This window comes from Klebsiella quasivariicola (assembly GCF_002269255.1).
In the GTDB taxonomy this organism is placed as follows: Bacteria; Pseudomonadota; Gammaproteobacteria; order Enterobacterales; family Enterobacteriaceae; genus Klebsiella; species Klebsiella quasivariicola.
Genome location: NZ_CP022823.1, coordinates 2,580,965 through 2,605,994, shown reverse-complemented (window position 1 = coordinate 2,605,994; position 25,030 = coordinate 2,580,965). Strand labels below are relative to the sequence as shown.

24 protein-coding genes and 2 pseudogenes are annotated in these 25,030 nt (G+C 59.0%); 10 read left to right on the top strand and 16 right to left on the bottom strand.

Annotated elements, in window-relative coordinates; translation table 11 throughout:
• Positions 1-9: 9 nt before the first annotated feature.
• From B8P98_RS31635 to B8P98_RS13000, 4 genes and pseudogenes are all read right to left on the bottom strand, one after another.
• A pseudogene (locus B8P98_RS31635) lies at positions 10-2,273 on the bottom strand (NtaA/DmoA family FMN-dependent monooxygenase).
• A 24-nt stretch (positions 2,274-2,297) separates the two neighbouring features.
• A complete protein-coding gene (locus B8P98_RS13010) occupies positions 2,298-3,419 on the bottom strand; it encodes a M20 peptidase aminoacylase family protein (protein ID WP_095033105.1) in 1,122 nt (373 codons plus the stop codon).
• On the bottom strand, positions 3,409-4,416 hold the full coding sequence (locus tag B8P98_RS13005; protein WP_025712674.1) for an MsnO8 family LLM class oxidoreductase: 1,008 nt from the start codon (positions 4,414-4,416) through the stop codon (positions 3,409-3,411). Before B8P98_RS13005 ends, B8P98_RS13010 begins: the two co-directional genes overlap by 11 nt.
• A gap of 91 nt (positions 4,417-4,507) precedes the next feature.
• A complete protein-coding gene (locus B8P98_RS13000; RefSeq protein ID WP_025712673.1) occupies positions 4,508-5,059 on the bottom strand; it encodes a shikimate kinase in 552 nt (183 codons plus the stop codon).
• Between the two features lie 95 nt (positions 5,060-5,154).
• Between B8P98_RS13000 and B8P98_RS12995 the strand changes: the two genes are divergently transcribed.
• Positions 5,155-5,850, top strand: coding sequence for a class I SAM-dependent methyltransferase (locus tag B8P98_RS12995; RefSeq protein ID WP_095033104.1), 696 nt, complete (start codon positions 5,155-5,157; stop codon positions 5,848-5,850).
• A gap of 23 nt (positions 5,851-5,873) precedes the next feature.
• Here the strand turns inward: B8P98_RS12995 and dapF are convergent, their stop codons facing one another.
• A complete protein-coding gene (gene dapF / locus B8P98_RS12990) occupies positions 5,874-6,740 on the bottom strand; it encodes a diaminopimelate epimerase (protein ID WP_095033103.1) in 867 nt (288 codons plus the stop codon).
• Positions 6,741-6,934: 194 nt separating this feature from the next.
• On the opposite strand from dapF, the gene B8P98_RS12985 reads away from it, so the two are divergent.
• Positions 6,935-7,822, top strand: coding sequence for a LysR family transcriptional regulator (locus B8P98_RS12985; protein ID WP_025712670.1), 888 nt, complete (start codon positions 6,935-6,937; stop codon positions 7,820-7,822).
• A 189-nt stretch (positions 7,823-8,011) separates the two neighbouring features.
• Positions 8,012-9,466, top strand: coding sequence for an L-asparagine permease (gene ansP / locus B8P98_RS12980; RefSeq protein ID WP_025712669.1), 1,455 nt, complete (start codon positions 8,012-8,014; stop codon positions 9,464-9,466).
• Between the two features lie 50 nt (positions 9,467-9,516).
• Here ansP and B8P98_RS12975 read toward each other — a convergent pair whose 3' ends face one another.
• Together B8P98_RS12975 and yncE are read right to left on the bottom strand one after the other, a co-directional pair.
• Positions 9,517-9,738: a YgdI/YgdR family lipoprotein gene (locus B8P98_RS12975; protein ID WP_025712668.1), complete on the bottom strand. Its 222-nt coding sequence runs from the start codon at positions 9,736-9,738 to the stop codon at positions 9,517-9,519.
• Between the two features lie 171 nt (positions 9,739-9,909).
• On the bottom strand, positions 9,910-10,971 hold the full coding sequence (yncE, locus tag B8P98_RS12970; RefSeq protein ID WP_080896793.1) for a 7-bladed beta-propeller protein YncE: 1,062 nt from the start codon (positions 10,969-10,971) through the stop codon (positions 9,910-9,912).
• 258 nt (positions 10,972-11,229) lie between these two features.
• Here yncE and pqqU point away from each other — a divergent pair, with 258 nt between their 5' ends.
• Positions 11,230-13,335, top strand: a complete 2,106-nt coding sequence (gene pqqU / locus B8P98_RS12965) for a TonB-dependent receptor PqqU (protein WP_167382663.1) — start codon at positions 11,230-11,232, stop codon at positions 13,333-13,335.
• Between the two features lie 197 nt (positions 13,336-13,532).
• On the top strand, positions 13,533-15,239 hold the full coding sequence (locus tag B8P98_RS12960; RefSeq protein ID WP_095033102.1) for an amidohydrolase: 1,707 nt from the start codon (positions 13,533-13,535) through the stop codon (positions 15,237-15,239).
• A 98-nt stretch (positions 15,240-15,337) separates the two neighbouring features.
• Here the strand turns inward: B8P98_RS12960 and B8P98_RS12955 are convergent, their stop codons facing one another.
• Both B8P98_RS12955 and B8P98_RS30925 read right to left on the bottom strand, forming a co-directional pair.
• Positions 15,338-15,637: a DUF406 domain-containing protein gene (locus B8P98_RS12955; protein WP_025714929.1), complete on the bottom strand. Its 300-nt coding sequence runs from the start codon at positions 15,635-15,637 to the stop codon at positions 15,338-15,340.
• A gap of 85 nt (positions 15,638-15,722) precedes the next feature.
• Positions 15,723-15,946 (bottom strand): annotated as a pseudogene (locus tag B8P98_RS30925) (hypothetical protein).
• On the opposite strand from B8P98_RS30925, the gene rihA reads away from it, so the two are divergent.
• Positions 15,908-16,843, top strand: a complete 936-nt coding sequence (gene rihA, locus B8P98_RS12950; protein WP_080924112.1) for a pyrimidine-specific ribonucleoside hydrolase RihA — start codon at positions 15,908-15,910, stop codon at positions 16,841-16,843. The pseudogene B8P98_RS30925 and the gene rihA sit on opposite strands and share 39 nt — an antisense overlap.
• A 48-nt stretch (positions 16,844-16,891) precedes the next feature.
• Here rihA and B8P98_RS12945 read toward each other — a convergent pair whose 3' ends face one another.
• Positions 16,892-17,941: an NADP-dependent oxidoreductase gene (locus B8P98_RS12945; protein ID WP_095033101.1), complete on the bottom strand. Its 1,050-nt coding sequence runs from the start codon at positions 17,939-17,941 to the stop codon at positions 16,892-16,894.
• Between the two features lie 65 nt (positions 17,942-18,006).
• Entirely contained in the window at positions 18,007-18,588 is a 582-nt protein-coding gene (locus B8P98_RS12940) for a helix-turn-helix domain-containing protein (RefSeq protein WP_025714521.1), read from the bottom strand.
• Between the two features lie 162 nt (positions 18,589-18,750).
• Between B8P98_RS12940 and B8P98_RS12935 the strand changes: the two genes are divergently transcribed.
• Positions 18,751-19,269: a GNAT family N-acetyltransferase gene (locus B8P98_RS12935; protein WP_080896789.1), complete on the top strand. Its 519-nt coding sequence runs from the start codon at positions 18,751-18,753 to the stop codon at positions 19,267-19,269.
• A complete protein-coding gene (locus B8P98_RS12930; protein WP_025714523.1) occupies positions 19,266-19,715 on the top strand; it encodes a DMT family transporter in 450 nt (149 codons plus the stop codon). Before B8P98_RS12935 ends, B8P98_RS12930 begins: the two co-directional genes overlap by 4 nt.
• Before the next feature lie 8 nt (positions 19,716-19,723).
• On the opposite strand, the gene B8P98_RS12925 is transcribed toward B8P98_RS12930, so the two are convergent.
• Together B8P98_RS12925 and B8P98_RS12920 are read right to left on the bottom strand one after the other, a co-directional pair.
• On the bottom strand, positions 19,724-19,957 hold the full coding sequence (locus B8P98_RS12925; protein WP_025714524.1) for a YdcY family protein: 234 nt from the start codon (positions 19,955-19,957) through the stop codon (positions 19,724-19,726).
• A 16-nt stretch (positions 19,958-19,973) separates the two neighbouring features.
• Positions 19,974-21,572 carry an ABC transporter substrate-binding protein gene (locus tag B8P98_RS12920; protein WP_095033100.1) on the bottom strand — a complete coding sequence of 533 codons (1,599 nt, stop codon included), beginning with the start codon at positions 21,570-21,572 and terminating at the stop codon, positions 19,974-19,976.
• A 269-nt stretch (positions 21,573-21,841) separates the two neighbouring features.
• Here B8P98_RS12920 and B8P98_RS12910 point away from each other — a divergent pair, with 269 nt between their 5' ends.
• The gene (locus B8P98_RS12910; protein WP_095033099.1) at positions 21,842-23,275 is read left to right on the top strand and encodes an aldehyde dehydrogenase; all 1,434 of its coding nucleotides are present in this window, start codon (positions 21,842-21,844) and stop codon (positions 23,273-23,275) included.
• A gap of 13 nt (positions 23,276-23,288) precedes the next feature.
• On the opposite strand, the gene B8P98_RS12905 is transcribed toward B8P98_RS12910, so the two are convergent.
• Together B8P98_RS12905 and B8P98_RS12900 are read right to left on the bottom strand one after the other, a co-directional pair.
• Positions 23,289-24,038 carry an alpha/beta fold hydrolase gene (locus B8P98_RS12905; protein ID WP_025714527.1) on the bottom strand — a complete coding sequence of 250 codons (750 nt, stop codon included), beginning with the start codon at positions 24,036-24,038 and terminating at the stop codon, positions 23,289-23,291.
• An 88-nt stretch (positions 24,039-24,126) separates the two neighbouring features.
• Positions 24,127-24,300: a GhoT/OrtT family toxin gene (locus B8P98_RS12900; protein WP_004202771.1), complete on the bottom strand. Its 174-nt coding sequence runs from the start codon at positions 24,298-24,300 to the stop codon at positions 24,127-24,129.
• A 195-nt stretch (positions 24,301-24,495) separates the two neighbouring features.
• On the opposite strand from B8P98_RS12900, the gene yncL reads away from it, so the two are divergent.
• On the top strand, positions 24,496-24,588 hold the full coding sequence (gene yncL / locus B8P98_RS12895) for a stress response membrane protein YncL (RefSeq protein WP_071993330.1): 93 nt from the start codon (positions 24,496-24,498) through the stop codon (positions 24,586-24,588).
• Between the two features lie 51 nt (positions 24,589-24,639).
• Here the strand turns inward: yncL and B8P98_RS12890 are convergent, their stop codons facing one another.
• The gene (locus B8P98_RS12890; protein WP_080896786.1) at positions 24,640-24,891 is read right to left on the bottom strand and encodes a hypothetical protein; all 252 of its coding nucleotides are present in this window, start codon (positions 24,889-24,891) and stop codon (positions 24,640-24,642) included.
• Positions 24,892-25,030 lie beyond the last annotated feature (139 nt).

Below are 25,030 nucleotides of genomic sequence, written 5' to 3'. Positions count from 1 at the left end.
CGCCTCCTGTCAGTCGCCCAGTCCGGGCGGGTTGATTTCCGATTGCGGAATGCTTTCCACTCCTTCACCCCAGCGGTTAAGCACTTTGGCGTAATCCCCGCTGGCGATAGCGCCGTTCAGCGCCGCCTGGACGGCATTCACCAGCCCGCTGTCTTTTTTCAGCGTCACCGCGATATGCGCCGCTTTCGGCCAGCCGCCATCGACGCTGCCCACCAGTTTGGTTTTGCCGGACAGCGCCGCCTTCCATGCGCCAATCACGTTGGGGCCGAAAAAGGCATCGGCTCGTCCGGTTTGCAGAGCCAGCGTCTGGGCGGCATCATCCTTGGTGTAAACCGGGGTAAACGGCTTCAGCCCCTTTTTGACGTTCTCCGCATTCCACGCCAGCAGGATCGCCTCCTGGTTAGTACCGGAGCCGACGATAATCTTCAGCCCGGCGATATCCTCCGCCTTGTCAATTTTGTTCAGCGGACTGGTGCTTTTGACGTAGAAGCCCAGCGAGTCTTTGCGGTAGGTGGCGAAATCGAACTTCTCTTTACGCTCTTTGGTGACGGTAATATTGCTGATTGCGGCATCATATTTGCCGGAGGTGACGCCCAGCGGCCAGTCTTCCCATGAAGTGGGAACCACGTTCACTTCCATTCCGAGGCTCTCCGCCACCAGCCGGGCGATATCCGTCTCGCTGCCGAGCAGGGTTTTGTTGTCATCGGCGAAGACCGTCAGCGGCGGTGAGTTCAGGGCCGCCACCGCGACGGTGAATTTCCCCGGCACCGCCAGATGCAGGTCTTTCGGCAACAGGGCAATGGCCTGCGGATTTTTCGCTGTGTGAATCGGCGTTTTGTTGGCCTCCAGGCTCACCCCGGTGCCATTGATCCTGACGTCCTGGGCCCACGACGAGGCGCTAAATGCCAACGCGACGGCCAGCAAGAGTGTTGTTTTCTGCATAGCGTGATTCTCTTTTATTATTTTTGGAATTGATTAGCGGGTAGCGCCAGACCCAGACTTTCCCGCAGGGTGGTGCCCGGATAGTCGCGACGGAACAGTCCACGCGCCTGAAGCAGCGGAACCACCTCATCCACAAAACGCGGGAAGGTTTCCGGCGTGCCGCCCTGAATAATGAAACCGTCCGCCGCATGCTGTTCGAACCACAATTGCAGGCCATCGGCGACATCGCTGGCGGTGCCGGTAAAGCGCGGACGTGGGCTCGCTGCCTCCAGAGCCACCTGGCGCAGGGTTAATCCCCGCTCGCGGGCGTGGCGTTTAATCTCGTCGGTGGTGCTGCGGAAGCTGTTCTGTCCCAGGTCGCCAATATCCGGGAAAGGTTCGTCGAGCGGGTACTGCGAGAAATCGTGGTGTTCGAAATAGCGCCCGAGATAATTCAGCGCATCCTCGATGGAAACCAGCGCCGCGGTAGTCTGGTACTGACGTTCCGCATCCTCGGCGTCATCCCCGACGATGACGCTGACGCCCTGGAAGATATGCAGTTGATCCGGGGTGCGCTGATATGCGGCGAGTTGGCTTTTGACATCCCGATAAAATGCCTGCGCCTCGGCCAGCGAGTCCTGATGGGTAAAAATGGCATCGGCGTGGCGTGCGGCTAATTTTTTGCCGTCGTCCGACGCGCCGGCCTGGAAAATAATCGGTCGGCCCTGCGGCGTGCGGGCAATATTCAGCGGCCCGGCAACTTTAAAGAAATCGCCGTGGTGATCGAGCGTATGCAGTTTATTTTTATCAAAGAACTGGCCAGTCTCTTTATTGCGCACAAAGGCGTCTTCTTCCCACGAATCCCATAAGCCTTTCACCACCTGCAGATACTCATCGGCAATGCGATAGCGCAGCGCATGATCCGGATGTTGGGCGCGGGAGAAGTTTTTCGCCGACCCCTCCAGCGGGGAAGTGACGACATTCCATCCCGCCCGTCCCTGGCTTAAATGGTCGAGGCTGGCGAACTGGCGAGCGGTGGTAAACGGCTCACTGTAGGAAGTGGATAAGGTCCCCACCAGCCCCAGACGCCGGGTGACCGCCGCCAGCGCGGAAAGTACCGTTAAAGGTTCGAAGCGATTTAGAAAATGGGGAATCGATTTTTCGTTAATATATAAACCGTCGGCGACAAAAATAAAATCCAGCTTCCCCGCTTCCGCTTTTAACGCCGTCTGTGTGACGAAGTCAAAATTAATACTGGCGTCCGCCTGCGCCGCCGGATGACGCCAGGCGGACATATTTCCCGATGCGCCATGTAATATCGTTCCCAGACGCAATTGTCGATTTCCAGACATAGCTACCCCTTCCCCTGTCATCCATTAAATATGTTGTAATGCCTGTTCCGCCAGACGGGCGAAATAGTGCGCTGCGGGCGCAATAAGCCGTTCGTCCGGATTAAATGCCGGATGGTGCAGACCATATTCGCTGGCGCTGCCGATGCTGACGAACGCCCCGGGAATATGCTGAAGATAGACCGCAAAATCTTCGCCGCCGAGATGCAGATCGGCGTGATGGGTGCGGTACCCGGCCTGGGCCGCCACGTCGCTGGCGAAGTCGGCCCAGCGGGCGTCGTTGACCAGGGCCGTCGGGCCGGCATACCAGAAGACGTCAATCTGTGCGCCAAAGGCGCTGGCGAAACCGGCGGCGATCTCGCTGACCCGGGCCTTGACCCGCTGCTGCACGTCACTGCTGTGGGTGCGCAGCGTCCCTTCCAGCTCGACGCTCTCCGGCAGCACGTTCCAGGTATTGCCCCCCTGGATCCGCGTCACGCTGAGCACCACCGAGTCGAGGGTGTTCACTTCCCGGCTGGCCACGCTCTGCAGCACCGTCACCAGCTGGCTGGCGAGCAGGATCGCATCCTTTCCTTCATGTGGGCGAGCGGCATGCGCCCCCTTCCCGGTCACTTTGAAGACGAAGCGGTCGACGTTGGCGTAGAACGCGCCGCCGCGGGTGGCAAATTCCCCCACCGGCAGGCCGGGCTCATTGTGCATGCCAAAGATCGCCGACACATCCTCCAGCGCCCCAGCGCGGATCAGGGTTTTCGCCCCGCCAAAATTTTCCTCCGCCGGCTGAAACAGGATCCGTACCCGCCCCGGGAGTTCCGCTTCCCGCTCCTTCAGCAGCAGCGCCGCCCCCAGCATCACGCTGGTGTGAATATCATGGCCGCAGGCATGCATCACCCCTTCATTTTGCGAGCGGTAAGGCAGACCGGTCGCCTCCTCGATGGGCAACGCGTCGATGTCCGCCCGCAGAGCAATCACCTTGTCGCCGCTGCCGACTTCGGCGACCAGCCCGGTTTTCAAATCGTAGGGCAGCAGTGTCAGCCCGCCGCTCTGCAGCCAGTCGCGGATCCGCGCGGTGGTGGCTACCTCCTGCAGGGAGAGCTCCGGGTTCTGGTGCAGCTCGCGCCGCCAGCTAATCAGTTGTTGTTCAAAGGACATTCAGCACCTCCTTGCCGTAGTGAGCCTGCGCCAGCAGGCGCAGGGAGTGCAGGCGCGCTGGCCCGTCGCTAATAGGGGTATCAATGATGAGTTCATCCAGCTGATCTTCCGCCTGCAGCGCGTCAAGCCGGGCTTTAACCTGTTCGGGAGTACCGGAGATCAGTGAGGATTCGCGGCGGTGGATGCGCGTCGGCCGGCTGCCGGCCTGGCGGGCAAAAGCGGCGGCCTGAGCCTCGCTGCCGACGGTCACCCGCTGGCCGTTCTCCAGCTCGACGCCCCACACCTCGACCTGCTGCGCCAGCGCGGCGGCGGTGGCCGGATCGTCAGCCACCACCACCTGCACGGCGACAATCGCCTCACGCGGGCTGAGCTCGCGCCAGCGGTTGAACACGGAACGGCGCAGCGCGCTGTCGCCATTGAGATGGGCGGCAAAGACAAAGTTCCAGTCAAGACGGGCGGCCAGTTCAGCACTCTCCAGACTGGCGCCGAGCAGGAAACCGTCGGCCCGGCGCGGCGGGATCGGCGTGGCGCGCAGGCTCTCCTCTCCCCCTGGCTCAGTCAGTGACAGCCAGTTATCGAGCTGCGCCAGCTGATCGGCAAAGGTGCCTTTCTCCGCCTGATGCAGGCCCTGCTGCAGAGCGCGGGTGGAAAGCGGCAGGCCGCCAGGCGCCTTGCCCACCCCGAGATCGATGCGACCCGGTGCGAGTGCGGCGAGCAGGTTAAAGTTTTCCGCGACCTTATAGGGGCTGTAGTGCTGGAGCATGACGCCGCCGGACCCGAGGCGAATGCGCCGGGTGTGGCCCAGCAGCCAGGCGATAACCAGCTCCGGCGAGGGGCTCGCCAGCTGATCGGTATTGTGGTGTTCGGCGACCCAGAAGCGGTGAAAGCCCCAGGCTTCGGCGTGTTGCGCCAGCGTTAATGTACGCGCCAGCGCCTGCGCAGCGGTTTCCCCGGGGGCAAGCGGACTTTTATCCAGGATACTGATTCGATAAGACATTTCGCAGGCTCATATGAAAGTACGTGCCTGCATTATTAAAATCTCTGCTAACTATTGAGAAACAATTAATTCACATGTGTACTGCTGAAAATTAGATATGCCCGGCTGACCGCTGCGCTTCCAGCTCACACAGCAGCGCCTCAGCCTGCCGCGGATTACGCACCCGGACGAAGCGAATATGGCGATATTGCGGATCCTGCATATCGGCCAGATAGCGTCGGCGATGCTGCCGCCAGGTCTTCAGCGTCCACAGGATAATGGATTCCCGACTGCAGAACGAACGACGAAAGCTCTCGCGGTTGCCCGTGCCCGGCCACAGCTCCTGATGCCGCCACGCCCGGCTCGCCGCCCGCCATACCGCCTGGCGCAACGTGCGCCAGAAGCCATAATCTACCCAGATCACCAGATCCACCTCGCGCCATTTAACGCTGCGGCTGCGATTATAATTGCCATCCAGCACCCAGCCCGGCGTGGCCGTCGCGGCGGCAATAGCGGCGAAAAACGCCTCATCCGGTGCGCCCTGCCAGTTCGGCCGCCAGTACAGGCGATCGAGCTCGATCCACGGCAGCCCCAGCCGGTGCGCCAGGCGCCGGGCCAGGGTGGATTTGCCTGAGCCGCTGGTGCCGACCACGTTGATGTTCATCTCTGTTTCTCCCTGGTAGCCAAACGAATACTTATATCAATGTTAAATGGCGTATACAGTAGTGATGCTTATCAATGATAAAAGGTGTTTTCAGGATGAACCCCTATGAAGCACGCTACAGACAACTGTTAGCCAACGGAGCCAGCGCCTGGGCGGGTGATGGTTTTGCCCGGGCAAAGATACAACAGGAAAAAACATTTCATTGGCTGGATGCCCATGGCTATTTACCCGCTCCCGGCGCGCCGGTACTTGAACTGGGATGTGGCAATGGTGCCATGGCAGCCCAGTATCTGGCGGAAAGAGGCTATGCCGTATCGGGTGTTGATGTGTCCGAAACGGCGATCCGCTGGGCAGAAGACCGTTTTCAGCAAGCGGGTCTGGACGCCACATTTTTCGTCGGCAACGTCTGTCATCTTTCCCAATGTGAGGATGCCCAGTATGCCTTAATCATTGATGGCAGCTGTCTACATTGTCTGCTGGAAGATGAGCGTCGCCGTTTTTTCGCCGAGGCGAGAAGATTGCTGAAATCCGCAGGCCGGCTGGTGATCGGCTCGATGTGCGGGCTTCCTCGTTATGCTGAAGACCTCGCCACTTACGATCCTGCCAGGCATCATCTCCTGAAAGAGGGGCAGCCCTGGCGTACGCTTAAACCCCTCCCGGCTTTACTGAATGAGATACAGCAGGCGCAATTTACCGTCCTTGCCACCAACGTTAAGCACAATGCCTGGTGGGACCATGCCACCATCGTTTGTTCGGCAAACGGGCCGTCGGCAGATCCTCAGGAGAATTAATTTCAGGCTGACCGCGCCATCGGTTATGCAGCGCCAGTGAAGATGGCGCTGCCGCCAACAAAGCAGTCTTTATCCAGCGTCAGGCTGGCGATTTTATGCACCGGGCCACGCATACGGACCTGAAAATCCGCATCGAAGGCGATGTGCAGCTGACCACCAGGCATGTTGACATCCACCCGATCGTCCACCTTCCCTAACCGGCGCATCGCGCTGGCAGCCGCACAACTGCTGCTCCCGGAGGCCATCGTGAACCCCGCGCCCCGCTCCCAGATACCAATCTTCAGCGTATGGCGATCGATAACTTCCACGAACTGGACATTGGTGCGTTTGGGGAACAAGGAATGGTGTTCGATTTGCGGTCCTAAACGATGAACCTGCGCCAGATCGAGCTTATCGACGAGAACAACGCAGTGGGGATTGCCCATGGAGACCAGCACGACGGACAGGGTTTCATCCGCCAGCGGCAAAGGATAATTCACCGCCTCAGGCAAATTCACTAAGGCGGGCAGCGCCGCCGGATTGAAATTCGCCCGCCCCATGTCGACGCTAATCTGATGAACATCGCCATGCACAGTGCAATAAACGTCACCGCCCGCCGTGTGTACCAGAAAGGGCTCATGGCCGACACGACCGATATCAAAAAGATAACGCGCATAGATCCGTAGCCCGTTACCGCTTTTCTCCGCCTCGGAGCCGTCCGGATTGATAATACGCAGAGTGGGATTGATCTGATCGCCGCTGTCGATCAGCAGGCCATCCGATCCCACGCCATAGTGGCGATGGCACAGAATTTGTATATGCTCGTTGCTCAACTGATCGGCAACGTCGCGATGGCATACCAGGTAATCATTACCCAGCCCGTGATATTTATGAAAGTGTAAGGGTGTCATTGTGTGGGTTCGCCTGGCGCTGCAGTTTTTTGGACATATTACATTACATTCGCCGTCTTGATGAATTAAACCCTGCGTTGTTAACCGTCGTGATCATTCTGCTCCACTGCGTCCGGCTATCAGACTGGCGCCTCCCCTCCGTCGGGCTTACACTCAGCGTACCTGTGAGCGGTATTCATCAATCCGGAAAGATTATGCTAAAAGAGAACGTAAACGATCTGCTCTCCTTTATGGTGGTAGCGCGTGAGCGCAGCTTTACCCGCGCGGCGGCCCAGCTTGGCGTGTCGCAATCGGCGCTCAGCCATGCTATGCGCCATCTTGAAGCGCGGCTCGATGTGCGGCTGCTGACCCGCACCACCCGCAGCGTGGTGCCGACCGAAGCGGGCGAGCGACTGATTCAGCGCCTCGGTCCGCATCTGGAAGAGATGGAGCAGGCCCTGGCCGCCCTGCGCGACACCCGAGAGCGCCCGGCGGGCAACCTGCGCATCACCGCCGGGGAGCATGCCGCCAGCGCGGTGCTCTGGCCGGCGCTAAAGCCATTTATGCTGCAATATCCTGATATTAACATCGAAATCACTGTTGATAATGGTCTCACGGATATCGTGGGTGACCGCTTCGACGCCGGGGTGCGTCTCGGCGAACAGGTGGCAAAAGATATGATTGCCGTGCGCATCGCCCCGGATATGCGGATGGCGGTGGTGGGTTCGCCGGCCTATCTGCAGCGGGCCGGTACGCCGCAAACGCCCTGGGATCTTGCCCGGCATCGCTGCATCAATCTGCGTCTGCCGACACGAGGGGGACTTTACGCCTGGGAATTTGCCCGCGATGGCCGGGAGATTCAGGTGCGAGTGGAGGGACAATTGATCCTCAACAGCCTGCCGCAGCGCATCGACGCGGCGGAAGCGGGCCTCGGGCTGGCCTACGTTCCGGACGATTGCGTGGCGGAGGCCTTAGCCAGTGGCCGGCTGGTGCGGGTGCTGACGGAGTGGACCCCCACCTTCCCCGGCTACCATCTCTACTACCCCAGCCGGCGCCAGCATACCAGCGCTTTCACGCTGTTACTGGAAACTCTGCGACGCTGATCTCATTGATAAATCTGTCAAATGCTATCGGTAAATGTTTTAGGTGCGTAACTATTACGTTACGTGTAGGATTCAGCGCCATGTCTGAGCTTATCTCCTACGTCAGAATGATGAGAAAGCCAGCATAATGTGCCAGCCGTCCTCCACTCCGGCTGCAAACATGGGCATTGACAGGAAACTGATACATCAATGAATACGAAACACGAAAATGCAGCGGAGCATCATGCTGCAAAACGCCACTGGCTCAACTCACATGAAGCGGGTTATCACAAAGCGATGGGCAACCGTCAGGTACAGATGATCGCCATCGGCGGCGCCATCGGTACCGGTTTGTTCCTCGGCGCCGGGGCACGTTTACAAATGGCAGGGCCAGCGCTTGCCCTGGTCTATCTGGTCTGCGGCATCTTCTCCTTCTTTATTCTTCGCGCCCTCGGCGAACTGGTTCTCCACCGCCCCTCGAGCGGCAGCTTCGTCTCCTATGCCAGGGAATTCCTCGGTGAAAAGGCCGCTTACGTGGCCGGCTGGATGTACTTCGTTAACTGGGCCATGACCGGGATCGTCGATATCACCGCCGTGGCGCTGTATATGCACTACTGGGGCGCGTTTGGCGACGTGCCGCAGTGGGTCTTCGCCCTTGGCGCGCTGGCCATCGTCGGCACCATGAACATGATCGGCGTGAAGTGGTTCGCCGAGATGGAGTTCTGGTTCGCGCTGGTTAAAGTGCTGGCGATCGTCGCCTTCCTCGTGGTCGGCACCATTTTCCTCGGCTCCGGTAAGCCGCTGGATGGCAATGCCACCGGCTTCCATCTGATCACCGATAACGGTGGTTTCTTCCCGCACGGCCTCCTGCCGGCGCTGGTGCTGGTGCAGGGCGTGGTCTTCGCCTTCGCCTCCATTGAGCTGGTGGGAACCGCGGCCGGCGAGTGTAAAGATCCAGAGTCGATGGTGCCGAAAGCCATCAACAGCGTGATCTGGCGTATCGGCCTGTTCTACGTCGGTTCGGTGGTGCTGCTGGTACTGCTCCTGCCCTGGAATGCCTACCAGGCCGGACAAAGTCCGTTCGTCACCTTCTTCTCAAAACTGGGCGTACCTTATATCGGCAGCGTGATGAACATCGTGGTGTTAACCGCGGCCCTCTCCAGCCTTAACTCGGGTCTCTACAGCACCGGGCGTATTCTGCGCTCGATGTCGATGGGGGGCTCCGCGCCGAAGTTTATGTCGAAGATGAGCCGTCATCACGTCCCTTACGCCGGGATCCTGGCGACGCTGGGGGTATATGTGGTGGGGGTGTTCCTTAACTATCTGGTGCCGTCGCAGGTGTTTGAGATCGTACTTAACGTCGCTTCGCTGGGGATCATTGCCTCCTGGGGCTTTATCGTGGTGTGCCAGATGCGTCTGCGCAAAGCGATCAAGGAAGGGAAAGCGGCAAAGGTCAGCTTCAGAATGCCGGGGGCGCCGTTCACCTCCTGGCTGACGCTGCTGTTCCTGTTCAGCGTGCTGGTGCTGATGGCCTTCGATTATCCGAACGGCACCTACACCATAGGCTCAATTCCGCTGCTGGCGGTATTGCTGGTGGCTGGCTGGTTTGGTGTGCGTAAACGCGTCCATGCCATTCACAGTACGGCGCCGACGCTGAGGAAGTAACAGGCAGGACTCCCGGTTTGTCCGTCGCGGGCAAACCGGGAGGTCAGAACTTAATTATCTTCAACCAGCTGCGAGACATCGCTGCTGTTAATTTCCCGCTTATTACCCGACTCATCGATATAGCTGGTCATCCCTGTATCTTCATCCAGCTGCGGCTTGCCGTGGGTGACAATCGTCTGACCGCTTTTGGTGGTCATCACGTAGTTGGACGTACAGCCTGCCAGCAGCGCCAGCATGGCGCCTGCGCAAAGTACCATAAATGGTTTTTTCATTTTATCTCCACTGATTACTACTGCCCGCGCCTGGCGGGAAAGGGGTAAGTGTATAACCATCAGGTTTATCGGGCCAATACGCGTTTGTAACAGAGGGTGAGGTGCCTGTCCCGGCCCGCCAGGATGCCGGGCGCGACGACCATGAACCGATCGGCGTCGCGCCCGGGCGCCTTACAGCGCGATGCGGATCACGTCGTCCGGTGCGGTAGCTTCTTTTTCGCGGCTGGACGCCTGTTTCACGCTGACGTACAGCGTTTTGCCGTCCTCGGAGAGCGCCAGGCTGTTGGGGTGAGTCGGCGTTTTAAAGGTCTTCACCACTTTATAGCGCTTACCGTCGATAACGCTGACTTCTCCGGCCTTGCGGTGCGTCACGTAGGCTTCATTACGCACCGGGTTAAACAGCACCGCCAGTGATTCCGGCGCGGCAATTTTCTCCAGCACCTTGCCGTCGCGGGTATCGACCACCAGTACCTCCGGCTGCTTGCTGTCGGTAATAAAAGCACGGTGACCAGCGGTATCCAGGCTCAGGTTAAGATAGAAATGCGCTTTACCGTCATCCTGCAATTTCTTGCGCGACACAATGGTATTGCTCTCGCTGTCGATGGTCAGCAGTTCGCCGTCGGCATTGGTGGCATAGAGACGCTTAGCCTGCGGATCGATCGCCAGACCCGTGGCCATCGCGCCGGTGCCGGTAATGGTTGTTTTCAGCTTCAGGGTCGCGCCATCCACCACCCAAATCACGCTCTCTTTGCCCAGACCGGTAATGTAGACCGTGTTGGTCTGCTCGTTCACGGCCAGCTCGCGCGGCTGCAGCGGGCGCACGGTTTCGCTGCGCTGACGCTCGTCAAGCACCAGCCGCCCCTTCACTGCCCCGGTTTTGGCGTCAATAGCGGTGACAGTGCTGTCGACGGTATTACCAAACCACAGCGTGCCGGTGGCATGGTTGATAGTGGCGCCGAACGGCTTCAGATCGTTGTGAATAATCTGCGTCACATCCAGGGTGTTAGGGTCAAGACGATAAACAATACCGCCCTTGTCCAGCGAACGGCTCTGCGACGTGGCAACCCACAGGGCATTCTCCTGCTGGCTGTAGGCCATTTCATAGGCCCCTTTCCCCACGGCCTTACGCAGCATCTCTTCTGCGGCGTGGGCGCTAAAGCTGCCCGCCAGCAGCAGAGAGGTGAATAACAGTGAATGGCGCAGACGCGGCGCGGCAAAATGACGTAGTGACATGACGACTCCCTTTGATAAACCAGTATGTGCTGACCCGACATCGCTTCCGGCGGTAAAGTCCTGGCTTTACCTTGATTTTTGAATGCGAATAGTAATCATTATTTATATCAAAGTGGAGCGCTAATTGTTGTTGTTCGGTAAATTCATCAGCAAGAAGCACTATCCGTTAACCAACGGCAGTTAATAATTTTCAAATATTTTACAAACGAGGTAACATATATACATATGTTCCATTTGGTTCGTCTCTGAGTATTATCGATGAAAATCCTGTCCGTGCGTCACGCCGCCCTGCCGGCGCTGCTGCTACCGCTGATTGCCGCGGCCCAGGCCGCAGATGAACAAACCATGGTGGTGACCGCCGCGCCAACCACGGTTTCTGAGCTGGATACCCCCGCCGCCGTCAGCGTGGTCAATGGGGATGAAATGCGCCAGGCCGCGCCGCGCGTTAATCTCTCTGAATCGCTGGGCGCCGTACCGGGCCTGCAGGTGCAGAACCGGCAAAACTATGCCCAGGATCTACAGCTGTCGATCCGCGGCTTTGGCTCCCGCTCAACCTACGGCGTGCGCGGGCTGCGCATCTATGTGGATGGCATTCCGGCGACCATGCCCGATGGCCAGGGGCAGACCTCGAATATCGATATCGGCAGCGTTGACACCATTGAGGTGCTGCGCGGCCCCTTCTCTGCCCTGTACGGTAACTCGTCCGGCGGGGTGATCAACGTCACCAGCCAGACCGGCGCCCAGCCGCCCACCGTGGAAGCCAGCAGCTACTATGGCAGCTTCGGCACCTGGCACTACGGACTGAAAGCCACTGGCGCCGTTGGCGACGGCAGCCATGCAGGCGATGTGGATTACACGGTTTCAACCAATCGCTTTACCACCCATGGCTATCGCGATCACAGCGGCGCGCGCAAAAATCTGGCGAACGCCCGGCTGGGGGTGCGCATCAACGACGTCAGTAAGCTGACCCTGCTGCTGAACAGCGTGGACATCAAAGCCAATGACGCTGGCGGCTTAACCGCCGACGAATGGCGCGATAACCCGCGCCAGTCACCGCGCGGCGACGAATACAATACCCGCAAAAACACCCGGCAGACCCAGGCCGGCCTGCGCTATGAGCGCCAGCTCAGCGCCCAGGACGATCTCAGCGTTATGATGTACGCCGGGGAACGTGAAACCACCCAGTTCCAGTCCATTCCCCGCGCGCCGCAGCTGAAGCCGAGCCATGCCGGCGGGGTGATCGACCTTACCCGCCACTACCAGGGGATCGATACCCGGCTGACCCATCGCGGAGAGCTGCTGGTGCCCGTCACCCTGACCGCCGGGCTCGACTACGAGAACATGAGCGAGCGGCGCAAAGGGTATGAAAACTTTGTGATGGTCAACGGCGCGCCGCAGTATGGCGAACAGGGCGCGCTGCGCCGTAACGAACGCAACCTGATGTGGAACGTCGATCCCTACCTGCAGACCCAGTGGCAATTAACGGAAAAACTCTCGCTCGATGCCGGGGTTCGCTACAGCTCAGTATGGTTCGATTCAAATGACTACTACATCACGCCGGGCAATGGCGATGACAGCGGCGATGCCAGCTATCACAAATGGCTGCCCGCAGGCTCGCTGAAATATGCCCTGACCGACGCGTGGAACGTCTACCTCTCCGCCGGCCGCGGCTTCGAGACGCCGACCATTAACGAACTCTCCTACCGCTCCGATAACCAGAGCGGCCTTAACTTCGGCCTGAAGCCCTCCACCAACGACACGGTGGAGATCGGTAGCAAGACGCGGATCGGCAATGGGCTGTTCACCGCCGCCCTGTTCCAGACCAATACCGATAATGAGATCGTGGTCGACAGCAGTAGCGGCGGGCGCACCAGTTATAAAAACGCCGGCAAGACCCGTCGTCAGGGGATGGAACTGGGACTGGATCAGCAGTTTGGCGAGAGCTGGCGTCTGAAGGCGGCCTGGACCTGGCTGGACGCGACCTATCGCACTAACGTCTGCGATGATGCCAGCTGCAACGGCAACCGTATTCCGGGGATCGCGCGCAATATGGGCTACGCCTCTTTCGGCTATCAGCCGGAGCAAGGTTGGTATGCCGGCAGCGATATTCGCTATATGAGCGACATCATGGCCAATGACGAAAACACCGCCAAAGCCCCCTCCTGGACGGTGGTTGGCCTGACGACCGGCTATAAATGGAGTTATGGCAAAATGGATCTGGATCTGTTCGGTCGCGTCGACAACCTGTTCGACCGGGAGTACGTCGGCTCTGTCATCGTTAACGAGTCCAACGGACGCTACTACGAACCTGCACCGGGACGCAACTACGGCATCGGCCTGAACCTCGCCTGGCGCTTCGAATAACACGCCCCTGCGCCCGCCGATGGCTCTCGCTATCGGCGGGCGCAGCGCTTTTCCTTATCGTCTCTTCCACCGCCAGGCTGACACCGCCAACCACCCGCGCTTGACACTCCATCCCCTTCGTAGTCAGATAGCTGCCATATAATCACCATGATGACTATTTATAGTGATCGGTATTTTCATCCGACAGGGAGGAATAAATGGATAATGTCGTTTATGCGGACTGCGTATTAATTAACGGCAAGGTCGCCACGGTGGACGCTCATTTTAGTTTTAAGCGCGCCATCGCCGTAAAGCAGGGATGGATTATTAACGTTGGTGAAGACCAGGAGATTCAGCAGCATATTGGTCCCCAGACGCAGGTCATTGACCTTGAGGGCAAACTCATTCTACCCGCCGCGCATGACTCTCATATCCATATCGGCTGGCTCGCTGACAGCTGGCATTGCCTGAACTGCCAGGACGTGCGTTCCCTGGCCGAACTGCGGGAAAGACTGCGCGACCAGGCAGCGCGCACTCCGGCCGGAGAGTGGATCCGCGTCTGTGGACTGGATCCGAATGCGATTGAGGAATGCGCGGCCGAGCAGCGCTCCCTGACGCGCTGGGATATTGACGATGTCACGACCGATCATCCCACCCTGCTCGCCCTGTGGGACGGTCACTCCTGTATCATCAACAGCCGGGCGCTGGCGCTCTCCGGTCTTGACGCCAGCACGCCAGATCCCCTCGGCGGACATCTGGGACGAATGGCCAGTGGCGAACTGGACGGTAATTTCATCGACCTGCCCGCCCTGCATCTGGCATCCGGCACGATGCCGCGTCTGACCGTAGCGGCCCTCAAAGAGAACCTTCTGGCAGCCCAGCGCCTGATGAACAGTGAAGGCTACGCCAGCTACACCGAAGGCGCGATGGGGCCGGGGGAAAACACGCGCGAGGTGGGCGCCGCGGGGGATCGCGCCATCGCCGCGTACCGTGAACTGCAGGATGAAGGGAAACTCACCGCCCGGGTATCCATCGCCTTTTACTCCGCCGAGCGGGGCGTTCAGTCCTGCGCCACTCTGAAGCGCGATCTGGATAGCTTTGATTTCTCTCTGTTCACCGACCGGGACTGGCTGGATTGCCGGACCATAAAGCTGTTCTGCGATGGCGTACCCACGTCGCACACGGCGTGGATGAATCAGGATTACGCCGACCGGCCGGGATATCGCGGACGCTCGGTGTTTGGTGGCCCCGGGGCAACCGAGGAAGAACAAGCTGAGGCGCTACAGCAGATGATTATGCTGGCTCACCAGCGCGGTTTTCAGGTGGCTGTCCACGCGGTCGGCGATAAGGCGGTAAAGACCACGGTTAACAGCTTCGTGCAGGCGATTCAGCGCTATCCGGGGGAGAGTCGGCGGAATTATGTGCTGCATGGCTCCATGGGCGATCGGCAAGATTTCGTGACGGCGGCAAAATACGGCATTCTGCTTTCCGAACAACCCTCACCCGGCGGCCCGGCGTATGACTACGAACAACGTGCCCGCTACTGTGGCATCAAGGGGGAAATCTGCAAAGGACTGCGGGATATCATCGACCTTGGGGTCATCGTCGCCGGCGGGTCAGATGGCATTATGGCGTTGGTGAACTGGCGCAAAATGGTTCAGGCTGCCGTCACCCGCAAATCATCGTCCAGCGGCAAGGTTATTCGCCCGGAGCTGGCGATTAGCGTGGCGGATGGCGTGCGGATGTACACCATCAATGCGGCCTGTCAGGAAGGCAAAGAAACGGTACGCGGCTCAATTGAGATCGGCAAAGTCGCTGATTTTCAGGTGCTGGATCGCGATATTTTCGCCGTTGCCCATGAGGAAATTGGCGACAGTCGCGTGGTGATGACCATGGTTGCCGGAAACATCGTCTTTCAAGACTAACCGCGCTCACCCGGCGCAGGTCGCCGGGCGGGCAGCGGGCTGCACCAGCGGAAGGCGACTGCCCGTCAGGGGCAACGTTCTTCCGCTACGGGAGCGAATTAAAGCAGATTTCTCAGGGACAATTCGAAAATGATCTTCTCCGCCTGGCAGGAGAAGGCGATGGAGAGGTCCAGTTTCACCGCGTCGCCAGCGGCGGCAATGGTGTAATCGACCTGCGGCGGTTCACTGGCCGGCGCCGCGGCGGCGGCACGTTCGCGAACGGCGGCAACCGTGGATTCTGCTTCCTCGCGGCTCGGGAACATTTTCTCAGCCCGGTAGACGCAGTCCTCGTTATCAATGATGGTACCGACATCAATGGCGCAGCCTTTGGTGCTGCATTTATCTACTACATCTTTCATCGTAATAACCTCTCGAGTTTTCTTAAGGATAAGAATCCGCTCGCCGAAAAGCAAACCATTAATATCCGTAAGGATTAGCAATTTTCTAGTATATCGCGCCGCGCCGGGAACCATCTTGCGCCACCGCAAGGCGGAGCATCATGGTTCCGCAGGGTCGCGCGACGCTATCGCCCCAATCGTGCTCACCATCACACTATTCTGCACACCATCTCGTCTGCCTCGACTCGCAGCGTTAGTCTGGTCACAGAACATCGCCAACAAGGAGCTGCTATGGCACTGCCGATTATGATTGATTGCGATCCGGGACATGATGACGCGATCGCCCTGGTTCTTGCCCTCGCCTCGCCGGAGCTGGAGGTCAAAGCCGTCACCGCTTCCGCGGGCAACCAGACGCCGGACAAGACCCTGCGCAACGTGCTGCGTATGCTGACGCTGCTGAACCGGCCGGATATCCCGGTGGCTGGCGGCGCGTGGAAGCCGTTGATGCGCGATCTGATCATCGCCGATAACGTGCACGGGGAAAGCGGACTGGATGGCCCGAATCTGCCGGATCCGGCCTTTGCGCCGCAGAACTGCACTGCCGTCGAGCTGATGGCCAGGGTGCTGCGCGAGAGCCAGGAGCCGGTGACCCTGGTGGCCACCGGGCCGCAGACCAACGTCGCCCTGCTGCTCGCCAGCCACCCGGAGCTGCACGCGAAGATCGCCCGCATCGTGATCATGGGGGGCGCGATGGGGCTGGGCAACTGGCAGCCGGCGGCGGAGTTTAATATTTACGTTGATCCGCAGGCGGCGGAGATGGTCTTTCAGTCCGGGATCCCGGTGGTTATGGCGGGGCTGGATGTTACGCATCGGGCGCAAATCCTTCCCGCCGATATCGAGCGATTCCGCCAGATTGGCAATCCGGTGTCGACCATTGTCGCCGAGCTGCTCGACTTCTTTATGGCCTACCACAAAGATGAAAAATGGGGCTTTGACGGCGCGCCGCTGCACGATCCCTGCACCATCGCCTGGCTCCTCAAGCCGGAGATCTTTACCACTATTGAGCGCTGGGTCGGCGTGGAAACGCAAGGACACTATACCCAGGGAATGACGGTGGTCGATTACTATCATCTGACCGGCAACCCGCCCAATACCACCCTGATGCTGGATGTGGACCGCGAGGCGTTTGTCGATCTGCTCGCCCAGCGGTTAACCTTTTACGCCTGATAGCGTTACCTGCCCCTCTCCCCGCCGGGGAAAGGGGCAATTGCCGCGTTACCCGGCGGGCTGGTCGTCCGCCGCGACGCGGATCACTACCTTACCGAAGTTCTCACCTTTTAACAGGCCGATCAGCGCCTGCGGCGCCTGCTCCAGGCCATCTATCTGCTGCTCACGATATTTGATTTTCCCCTCCTGCACCCAGCGCCCCATCTGTTGCTGGAATTCGGCGATCCGATGCCCGTAATCCTGGCCGATAATAAAGCCCTGCATCCGGATGCGCTTTTTGAGGATGGTCGCCATCAGTAGCGGCAGACGATCCGGCCCGTCCGGCAGACCGGTAGCGTTATAGCCGCTTACCAGCCCGCAGACCGGTACCCGCGCGGCGGTATTCAGCAGCGGCAGCACCGCGTCAAAAACCTTGCCGCCGACGTTTTCATAATAAACGTCAATGCCCTGCGGGCAGGCCTGGGCCAGCTGTTCGGCGAAATCATCCGCACGATGGTCAAGGCAGACATCAAAGCCTAACGTCTCAACCGCATAGCGACATTTCTCCGCGCCGCCAGCGATGCCGACGGTGCGGCAACCCTTAATGTTGCCGATCTGTCCGACCGTGGCGCCCACCGGCCCGGTGGCCGCGGCGACCACCAGCGTTTCGCCCGCCTTCGGCTGGCCAATATCCAGTAATCCCATATAAGCGGTGAAGCCCGGCATCCCCAGGACCCCCAGCGACCAGGACGGGTGTTGCGGATTGTCCCCCAGCTTCACCAGTCCACTGCCGTCGGAGAGTTCATAATCCTGCCAGCCGCTGTAGCCCAGCACCCAGTCGCCGGGCTGATAATCGGCATGATTTGAGCTGACCACGCGGCTCACCGTTCCCCCGACCATCACCGCACCGATAGCCACCGGCGGCGAATAGGAGGGCGCGTCGCTCATGCGCCCGCGCATATACGGGTCGAGCGATAAATAAACGGTACGCAGCAGCACCTGGCCCGGGCCTGGCGTCGGCACCTCGCTCTCTTCCAGGCGGAAATTCTCTGCCGTCGGTTCACCATGGGGACGGGAAGCCAGGACCCAGCGGCGATGGCGTTGCGGTTGATCTGTCATAGCAAACTCCTCTTGTTAGCAGACTGTACTGAGGCTAGCTGCTTTATGCGCATTACGCTTTAACATTAAGAGCCGGATGGCGATTGATTAAGACGAACCACCAGATAGACGCAGGTCGCCGCGGATTCATTAATAAAGCGACAGTCGTTTGGCGGACCAAGCTCCAGACAATCTCCTGCCTGCATCTCATGGCGGGTATTGCCTTCGACGAACACCAGCTCGCCCTGCTGGAGCCAGATCAGCTGGCGGGCCAGAGCATAGGACGCCGCCGGCATGGGTACATCGCTGCCGGGCGGCAGCTCAATCTGCACCAGATCGATGGGCAGATCGCTGCGCGGCGAAACGTGGCGGCGCAGATAGTGGCTTTGCGGGTCGTGCCATACCGGCTGGCTGGCAAAGCGCAACAGCTTGCCTTCCTGCATTTCCGCACGGGCGATCAGGGTCGACATACTGATGCCGAAGGCGCCGGAAAGCCGACCCAGCATCGAGGCTGTCGGACTGCTTTCGCCGCGCTCGATTTTATGGATCATCGCCCGCGAGGCGCCGGCCCGTTCCGCGAGGTCGTTCAGCGACCAGCCGCGGGACTCGCGCTCGATGCGGATACGCGCGCTGATGCGCTGATTGAGGTTGTCTTCTATAGTATTCATAACGTAACACTATAGTAGGCGACCGTCCTTTGCACAACCGCCGCGCAGTCCGCGACAGGACGGGGTTATCAGTAAAATTTCTGCTGAAAACGGATGACAGCATGACGTTCATTATTGTAATAATAACGTACTACTATAGTGTACAGAAAACTGAGGTTTGCTATGACCATTCGCCCTGCCATTAAAGATGACTGCGCGGCGATCGCCGAGATCTATAACCATGCCGTCGTCCATACCGCCGCCATCTGGAATGATAAAACCGTGGATACCGACAACCGCATCGCGTGGTATGAGGCCCGCCAGCTGGCAGGCTTTCCGGTACTGGTGAGCGAGGAAGACGGCGTCATTACCGGCTACTCCTCCTTTGGCGACTGGCGCGCGTTTGACGGCTTTCGCCACACCGTAGAGCATTCGGTGTACGTTCACCCGGATCATCAGGGAAAAGGACTGGGTCGCCAACTGCTGGTCGCCTTGATCGCCGAAGCACGACGGCTAAATAAACATGTGATGGTTGCCGGCATCGAGTCGCAGAACCACGCTTCGCTACATCTGCATGAAACGCTGGGCTTTATCACCACCGGACAGATGCCGCAGGTGGGCACCAAATTTGGCCGCTGGCTGGATCTGACCTTTATGCAGCTGCAGCTTGACGAGCGTCAGGAACCGGACGGCAAGGCATGAATGCGTCGCTCACCCTCACCTGCCTGATCGCCGCCGGCGTTGGCCTGGTGGTGCAGAACACGCTGATGGTGCGCATCACCCAGTCGTCATCGACGATCCTGATCGCCATGCTGCTCAATTCGCTGGTGGGGATTGTTATTTTCGTAACCTTGCTGCTGCTGCGCCAGGGCATCCCCGGTTTTCAGGAACTGGCCCAGAGCGTGAAGTGGTGGACGCTGATCCCCGGCCTGCTGGGGTCCTTTTTCGTCTTCGCCAGCATTAGCGGCTATCAAAACGTTGGCGCTGCGACGACCATTGCGGTACTGGTGGCCAGCCAGCTGGTGGGCGGCCTGATCATGGATTTAGTTCGCGCCCACGGCGTGCCAGTGCGGGCGCTCATCGGACCGTTATGCGGGGCGGTGATGCTGGTGGTCGGCGCCTGGCTGGTGGCCAGACGCCAGTTCTGAGCGCATCTTCAGAGGATCGCGCCGCCTTTGGTCAACTGCTCGCGGCGCGCGTCCTGCTCTTCCTGATGCTGTCGCCCATGATGGGCAATGGCGGTGCGCAGACGCTGCTGCTGAGTATAGCGTTCCTCACGACTGAGCTGCGCATCATCGCTCAGGGCGATCAGCAGCTCATTCATATGAGCGATAACCCCCTCGGCAATGGTATTATCAACGTTGACAATAACCTCATCCAGATGTGCCATCCTGTTCTCCTTTCGCTTAATTCAGTTTCGCTTTGGAAAAATCACTTCCCATCATGCTCACAGTGTAGCCGCTGACGTTGCTGCGGGTGGCATAGAAGGTCTTGCCGGTCGCCAGGGTGATCCATGGCGCCTGCTGGTAGAAGATCTCCTGCGCCTGTGCGTAAAGTTTTGCCCGCGCCTGCGGATCGCTCACCAACAGCGCTTTCTTCACCAGCGCGTCATAGGATTTATTGCACCAGCGGGCGGCGTTGGAGCCGGTCTGGATATTATCACAGCTGAGCAGCGTACCGGCAAAGTTGTCCGGATCGCCGTTGTCCGACATCCAGCCATACAGGGCGCTGTCATGCTCCCCTTTGCGCATGCCGGCAAGGTATTCGCCCCATTCATAGCTGACAATCTTTGCTTTTATCCCTACTTTGGCCCAGTCGTTTTGGATCATTTCGGCAATGCGTTTGGAGTTAGGGTTGTAGGGGCGCTGGACCGGCATCGACCACAGGGTCACTTCCGCCCCTTGCTCCAGACCCGCCTGCTTGAGCAGCGCTTTCGCTTTCTGCGGATCGTAGTCGTAGTCAGGGAGATCCTTCTTATATCCAAGCATCGCCGATGGGATCGGTGATTTCGCTACGCTGCCGGAATCAAGGAATACCGCCTTGACGATCGCCTGCTTGTCGGTGGCGTAGTTTAACGCCTGGCGTACCAGCACATTATCAAACGGTTTTTTCTCGGTATTAAACGCCAGATAGCCGACGTTCAGCGCCTCGACCGCATGCAGCGCCAGATCGTTATTGCCCTTAATCACCGGGAACTGTACCGGCGAAGGCGCAGGAATAATCTGGCACTCGTTGGTCTGCAGTTTTGCCAGACGGGTCTCGACGTTCGGCGTAATGGAGAAGATCAGGTGCTTGGTTGGTACCTCGCCTTCCCAGTAGTGGGGATTGGCGATATAGCGGATTTGGGAATCCACTTTATACTGCTGCAGGGCATACGGCCCGGTACCGACAGGCCAGTTATCAACATTCTCTGGCGTCCCTTTCTTCAGCATCGCCTCACCATACTCCGCCGACAGAATAGAGGCGAAGTCCATGCCCCAGTCGGCGAGAAACGCCGCGTTCGGCTCGTTAAGCACGAACTGGACGTGATAGTCATCGACCTTTTTCACCGACTTAATCAGCTTATCGAGGCCCACGTCGTGGAAGTACTCATAGTTCCCCTGCGACACCTTGTGATAAGGATGTTGGGGATCCATCTGGCGCAGCACGGAGAACAGGACGTCGTCGGCGTTAAAATCACGGGTCGGTTTGAAGAATTTATTGCTGTTGAACTTTACCCCCTGACGCAGAGTAAAGGTCCAGGTTTTGCCATCCTCAGAGACGTGCCACTCGGTGGCCAGCGACGGAATCGGTGTGTTCTTCACCGGGTCAAAAGTGACCAGACGGTTATACAGTACCTGCGAGCTGGCGACGAACGACGGGCCGGAGCTGGCGATCTGCGGATTGAAGGACTCCGGGGAGGCCTCTGAGCAGTAGACCAGTGTGTCATTGCCTGCGGCCCATGCAGCGCCGGCCGGCAGCAGTGCGCTCAGCAGCAGCGCCAGCGTGGTTTTCCCTGTAGACATGGTTATAAGTCCTGATTATTGATTATAAGAAGCGTAATAACAGCACAGCCCCTCGCCCCGGGCAAATAATCAATGGCTATCACCTTATGCTAATCACGCTGAATGTGTTGTTTTTATCGGCATCGCGCTGTTTTTTCCGCCAGACAGCGCCGGGTGGGTGTGAGCCGCTCTGAATTCCTGCAAAAAATTGTGCGATAACCGCCCGGCTCACGCTTACCGTCAGTGCCGCCCGGTACACTGGGAAAACCGCAGAACAAGAGGTTTCCATTATGACAATCACCTGCAATTTGTACCTTAACGGCCAGTGGCACGATGCCGAAGACCGCCGCACCTTTACCCGCCGCCACCCTGCCCACGACGATGTGGCCTCGGTGGCCGCTGCCGCCAGCCTCGCCGACGCTAAACGCTGCGTCGAAGCCGCGGCCAGCGCCTTCCCACGCTGGCGTGATACGCCCCCGGCGGAACGGCGTCGCTTACTGCTCGACGCGGCGGAACATATGCTGTTGCGCGAGGCTAAATTTATCGCCGCTATGGCGGCAGAGACCGGCGCGACCGCCCATTGGGCGGGGTTTAACGTCCATCTGGCAGCGGATATTCTGCGGGAGGCGGCAGCCCTCACCACCCAGATTGAAGGACAGATCATCCCCTCTAACGTGCCGGGAAACCTGGCGATGGGCGTCCGCCAGGGGGCCGGCGTGGTGCTGGGCATGGCGCCGTGGAACGCACCGCTGATCCTCGCCACCCGGGCGCTGGCGACGCCGTTGGCCTGCGGAAACACGGTGATCCTTATGGGCGCCGAGCTGTCGCCAGCCACACAGGGACTGATTATTGACGCTCTTGACGCAGCGGGCTTCCCGCCGGGCGTGGTCAACTACCTTACCTGCGCGCCTGAGGATGCCCCGGCGCTGGTGGAGTCGCTCATTGCCCATCCGGCGGTACGGCGGGTTAACTTTACCGGCTCCACGCCGGTGGGGCGGATTATCGCCCGCACCTGCGGGCAACATCTCAAGCCAGCGGTACTGGAACTCGGCGGTAAGGCGCCGCTGCTGGTGCTGGACGATGCCGATATCGAGCAAGCCGCGGCTGGGGCCATTTTTGGCGCCTTCGCCAACGCCGGGCAGATCTGTATGTCCACCGAACGCATTATTGTTGACAACGCCGTGGCGGAAACCTTTATTCCGTTGCTGGCCAAACGCGCCGCCGCCCTGCCCATCAGCCTCACGGGCCCGGTAGTCGATATGAACACCATTACCCGCTGCAATGCATTAATCGACGACGCGTTAGCCAAAGGCGCTCGTCTGTTAACCGGCGGGAAAGCCAGCGATACTTACATGCCTCCAACCTTACTGGACGGTGTCACACAGGAGATGCGATTGTGGCGCGAAGAGTCCTTCGGGCCGGTAAAAGCGATTATTCGCGTCAATAACGAGGAAGAGGCGCTGACCGTAGCCAACGACAGCGAATATGGGTTGTCCGCGGCGGTCTACAGCCGTGACAGCGCCAGAGCGTGGAACGTGGCGCAACGCCTGCAGACCGGCATTTGCCATATCAATGGCCCAACGGTTCACGATGAGGCGCAAATGCCGTTTGGCGGCTGCAAAGCCTCCGGCTATGGCCGCTTCGGTGGCCGGGCCGGTATCGCGGAGTTCACCGAGCTGCGCTGGATAACCCTCCAGACCCAGCCCCGCGAACTTCCTTTCTGACGCCGGTATTCCCTTAACCGTGGCTGGCGATAAGCTGCGCCAGCCCCTCCGGGTTTTCCCACGCCATCGAGTGCCCCGCGTGGGGCACAATCCCGACCGGGATGCCTTGCGCCTGCATCAGGTCGATATCGGCATAAGGCAGCGACAGCTCGCCGACAATCAGTCGTTTCTGACAGCGTAACCGACAGAGCTGGGTAAACCAGGGCGTGTCGCTGCCACGTATCAGGCTGCTGGCGGCCCGCCAGACGGCCCAGGGCGCGCTGTTTTGCAAACAGCCGGCCCACGGTGAGCGCTCTTCAGCCAGCAGCCTGGCATAGCCTTCGGCGATAAAAGCCGCTTCGGATTGCGCCGCAATGCGCCTGCTGTATTCGCCGCCGCCGGCAAACAGGTTTGGTTCGGAGACCAGCAGCGTGGTCACCCGCTCGCCCAGCAGCCCCGCCGCTTCGATGGCAACACTTCCGCCCATGCTATGCCCGAACAGCGCGAAGCGCTGCAGGCGCAGGTGGCTGAGGAGCTGCTCCACGACGACAGCCTGATCATGTATGTTGTAACTAAATCCCTGCGGTTTGTCACTGTAGCCAAAACCCGGCAGATCGATGAGTATTTTGCGCCGCCCGCCCAGGGCGGGATCGCTGACAACGCGGGGATAATCGTAAGATGACGCACAGCCGAGGCCGTGGATAAATACCACCGGAAGGCCCTCTCCCGGGAGATCGAACCAGCGCAGCGTGGCGCCAGCAGCGGACGAAAAGAAACCGTTCACCTGCATGCCTCCATGATAAGGTTACTGGTTTTTTATACAGTAACCTTACCCTTTCCGCTACCCTTTTCTGCCCGCAGCGGCCAGAAGGTTAAAACAGCGAGACCAGCAGCGCCATCGGGAAACTGAACGGCCAGGTCGCCCCGATCAATAGCGCAGCCAGCAAACGGATCACCCAGCTCTCTTTGGTTAAAAACCAGCTAATCACGGCGCATATCACGCCCATAATGGCGTAAAACACCAGCATTTTTTGATATAACGTCATTCTTGTCCTTCCTTCCCTGAGGGGCGTTCCATGGTGGAATGATTATCTGCCATGACGTCGTGATTCAGAGATACCTGTATAACAATTTCAGAAACAGGCTGAATATTCAGAATAAAGCCTGATTCGTCTTAATCCGATAGCGCAACCGCAGGCGCCGTACTATACCTTTAGGGACTTACTCATTAAGGTGGCGTTATGGATGTCTCCAGTAAAACCGTCATTCTGATTAATGTCTGCGCCGCGTTTGCGCTTATCAGCCTGCTGTCCGTAAGATTTGGCTGGTTTTAATCATTTTACTCAGCAACGAAACCTAAAAAAGCAGCCTCCAGGGCTGCTTTTTTACGCGCGAACAACAGAATCGATATTTTGCTGCCGAGCGGTGGGGGCTAACGGCCCGGCCGCTATTTCCTTATTCAAACTGGGGTTATAGCGCGGCAGAACATTAACGTTTTCACTATCCCATTCGGCGGCGGCGCAAACGGCCTGCTCCACGCCGGTGTTCTCACAGCTCTGGATACGTTTCGCCGGGGCATTACCATAGCTCAGCGTCAGGATGCCGATAGCCAATAAAATAAAAGCAAAAATTTTCACAGCCACATCAACGTTAAAATCTAATATGCGGTAAATGATCGCATGACGGATGTTGTAAAGTCAAACCTGGCGGCGCTGCGGGCGGCATTTCGGCCTCAGCGATGGAATATGCGAGAGTGAGAACAAATATCCTGCAAGG

Bases quoted from the DNA above. Each gene is read 5' to 3' on its own strand.
- yncL (WP_071993330.1), top strand. From the start codon at position 24,496: ATGGATGTCTCCAGTAAAACCGTCATTCTGATTAATGTCTGCGCCGCG.
- B8P98_RS12925 (WP_025714524.1), bottom strand. From the start codon at position 19,957: ATGGCACATCTGGATGAGGTTATTGTCAACGTTGATAATACCATTGCC.
- dapF (WP_095033103.1), bottom strand. From the start codon at position 6,740: ATGACACCCTTACACTTTCATAAATATCACGGGCTGGGTAATGATTAC.
- B8P98_RS12930 (WP_025714523.1), top strand. From the start codon at position 19,266: ATGAATGCGTCGCTCACCCTCACCTGCCTGATCGCCGCCGGCGTTGGC.
- B8P98_RS13010 (WP_095033105.1), bottom strand. From the start codon at position 3,419: ATGTCCTTTGAACAACAACTGATTAGCTGGCGGCGCGAGCTGCACCAG.
- B8P98_RS12900 (WP_004202771.1), bottom strand. From the start codon at position 24,300: ATGACGTTATATCAAAAAATGCTGGTGTTTTACGCCATTATGGGCGTG.
- B8P98_RS13005 (WP_025712674.1), bottom strand. From the start codon at position 4,416: ATGTCTTATCGAATCAGTATCCTGGATAAAAGTCCGCTTGCCCCCGGG.
- B8P98_RS12995 (WP_095033104.1), top strand. From the start codon at position 5,155: ATGAACCCCTATGAAGCACGCTACAGACAACTGTTAGCCAACGGAGCC.
- B8P98_RS12975 (WP_025712668.1), bottom strand. From the start codon at position 9,738: ATGAAAAAACCATTTATGGTACTTTGCGCAGGCGCCATGCTGGCGCTG.
- B8P98_RS12960 (WP_095033102.1), top strand. From the start codon at position 13,533: ATGGATAATGTCGTTTATGCGGACTGCGTATTAATTAACGGCAAGGTC.
- pqqU (WP_167382663.1), top strand. From the start codon at position 11,230: ATGAAAATCCTGTCCGTGCGTCACGCCGCCCTGCCGGCGCTGCTGCTA.
- B8P98_RS12920 (WP_095033100.1), bottom strand. From the start codon at position 21,572: ATGTCTACAGGGAAAACCACGCTGGCGCTGCTGCTGAGCGCACTGCTG.
- B8P98_RS12955 (WP_025714929.1), bottom strand. From the start codon at position 15,637: ATGAAAGATGTAGTAGATAAATGCAGCACCAAAGGCTGCGCCATTGAT.
- yncE (WP_080896793.1), bottom strand. From the start codon at position 10,971: ATGTCACTACGTCATTTTGCCGCGCCGCGTCTGCGCCATTCACTGTTA.
- B8P98_RS12945 (WP_095033101.1), bottom strand. From the start codon at position 17,941: ATGACAGATCAACCGCAACGCCATCGCCGCTGGGTCCTGGCTTCCCGT.
- B8P98_RS12935 (WP_080896789.1), top strand. From the start codon at position 18,751: ATGACCATTCGCCCTGCCATTAAAGATGACTGCGCGGCGATCGCCGAG.
- B8P98_RS13000 (WP_025712673.1), bottom strand. From the start codon at position 5,059: ATGAACATCAACGTGGTCGGCACCAGCGGCTCAGGCAAATCCACCCTG.
- B8P98_RS12940 (WP_025714521.1), bottom strand. From the start codon at position 18,588: ATGAATACTATAGAAGACAACCTCAATCAGCGCATCAGCGCGCGTATC.
- rihA (WP_080924112.1), top strand. From the start codon at position 15,908: ATGGCACTGCCGATTATGATTGATTGCGATCCGGGACATGATGACGCG.
- ansP (WP_025712669.1), top strand. From the start codon at position 8,012: ATGAATACGAAACACGAAAATGCAGCGGAGCATCATGCTGCAAAACGC.
- B8P98_RS12910 (WP_095033099.1), top strand. From the start codon at position 21,842: ATGACAATCACCTGCAATTTGTACCTTAACGGCCAGTGGCACGATGCC.
- B8P98_RS12985 (WP_025712670.1), top strand. From the start codon at position 6,935: ATGCTAAAAGAGAACGTAAACGATCTGCTCTCCTTTATGGTGGTAGCG.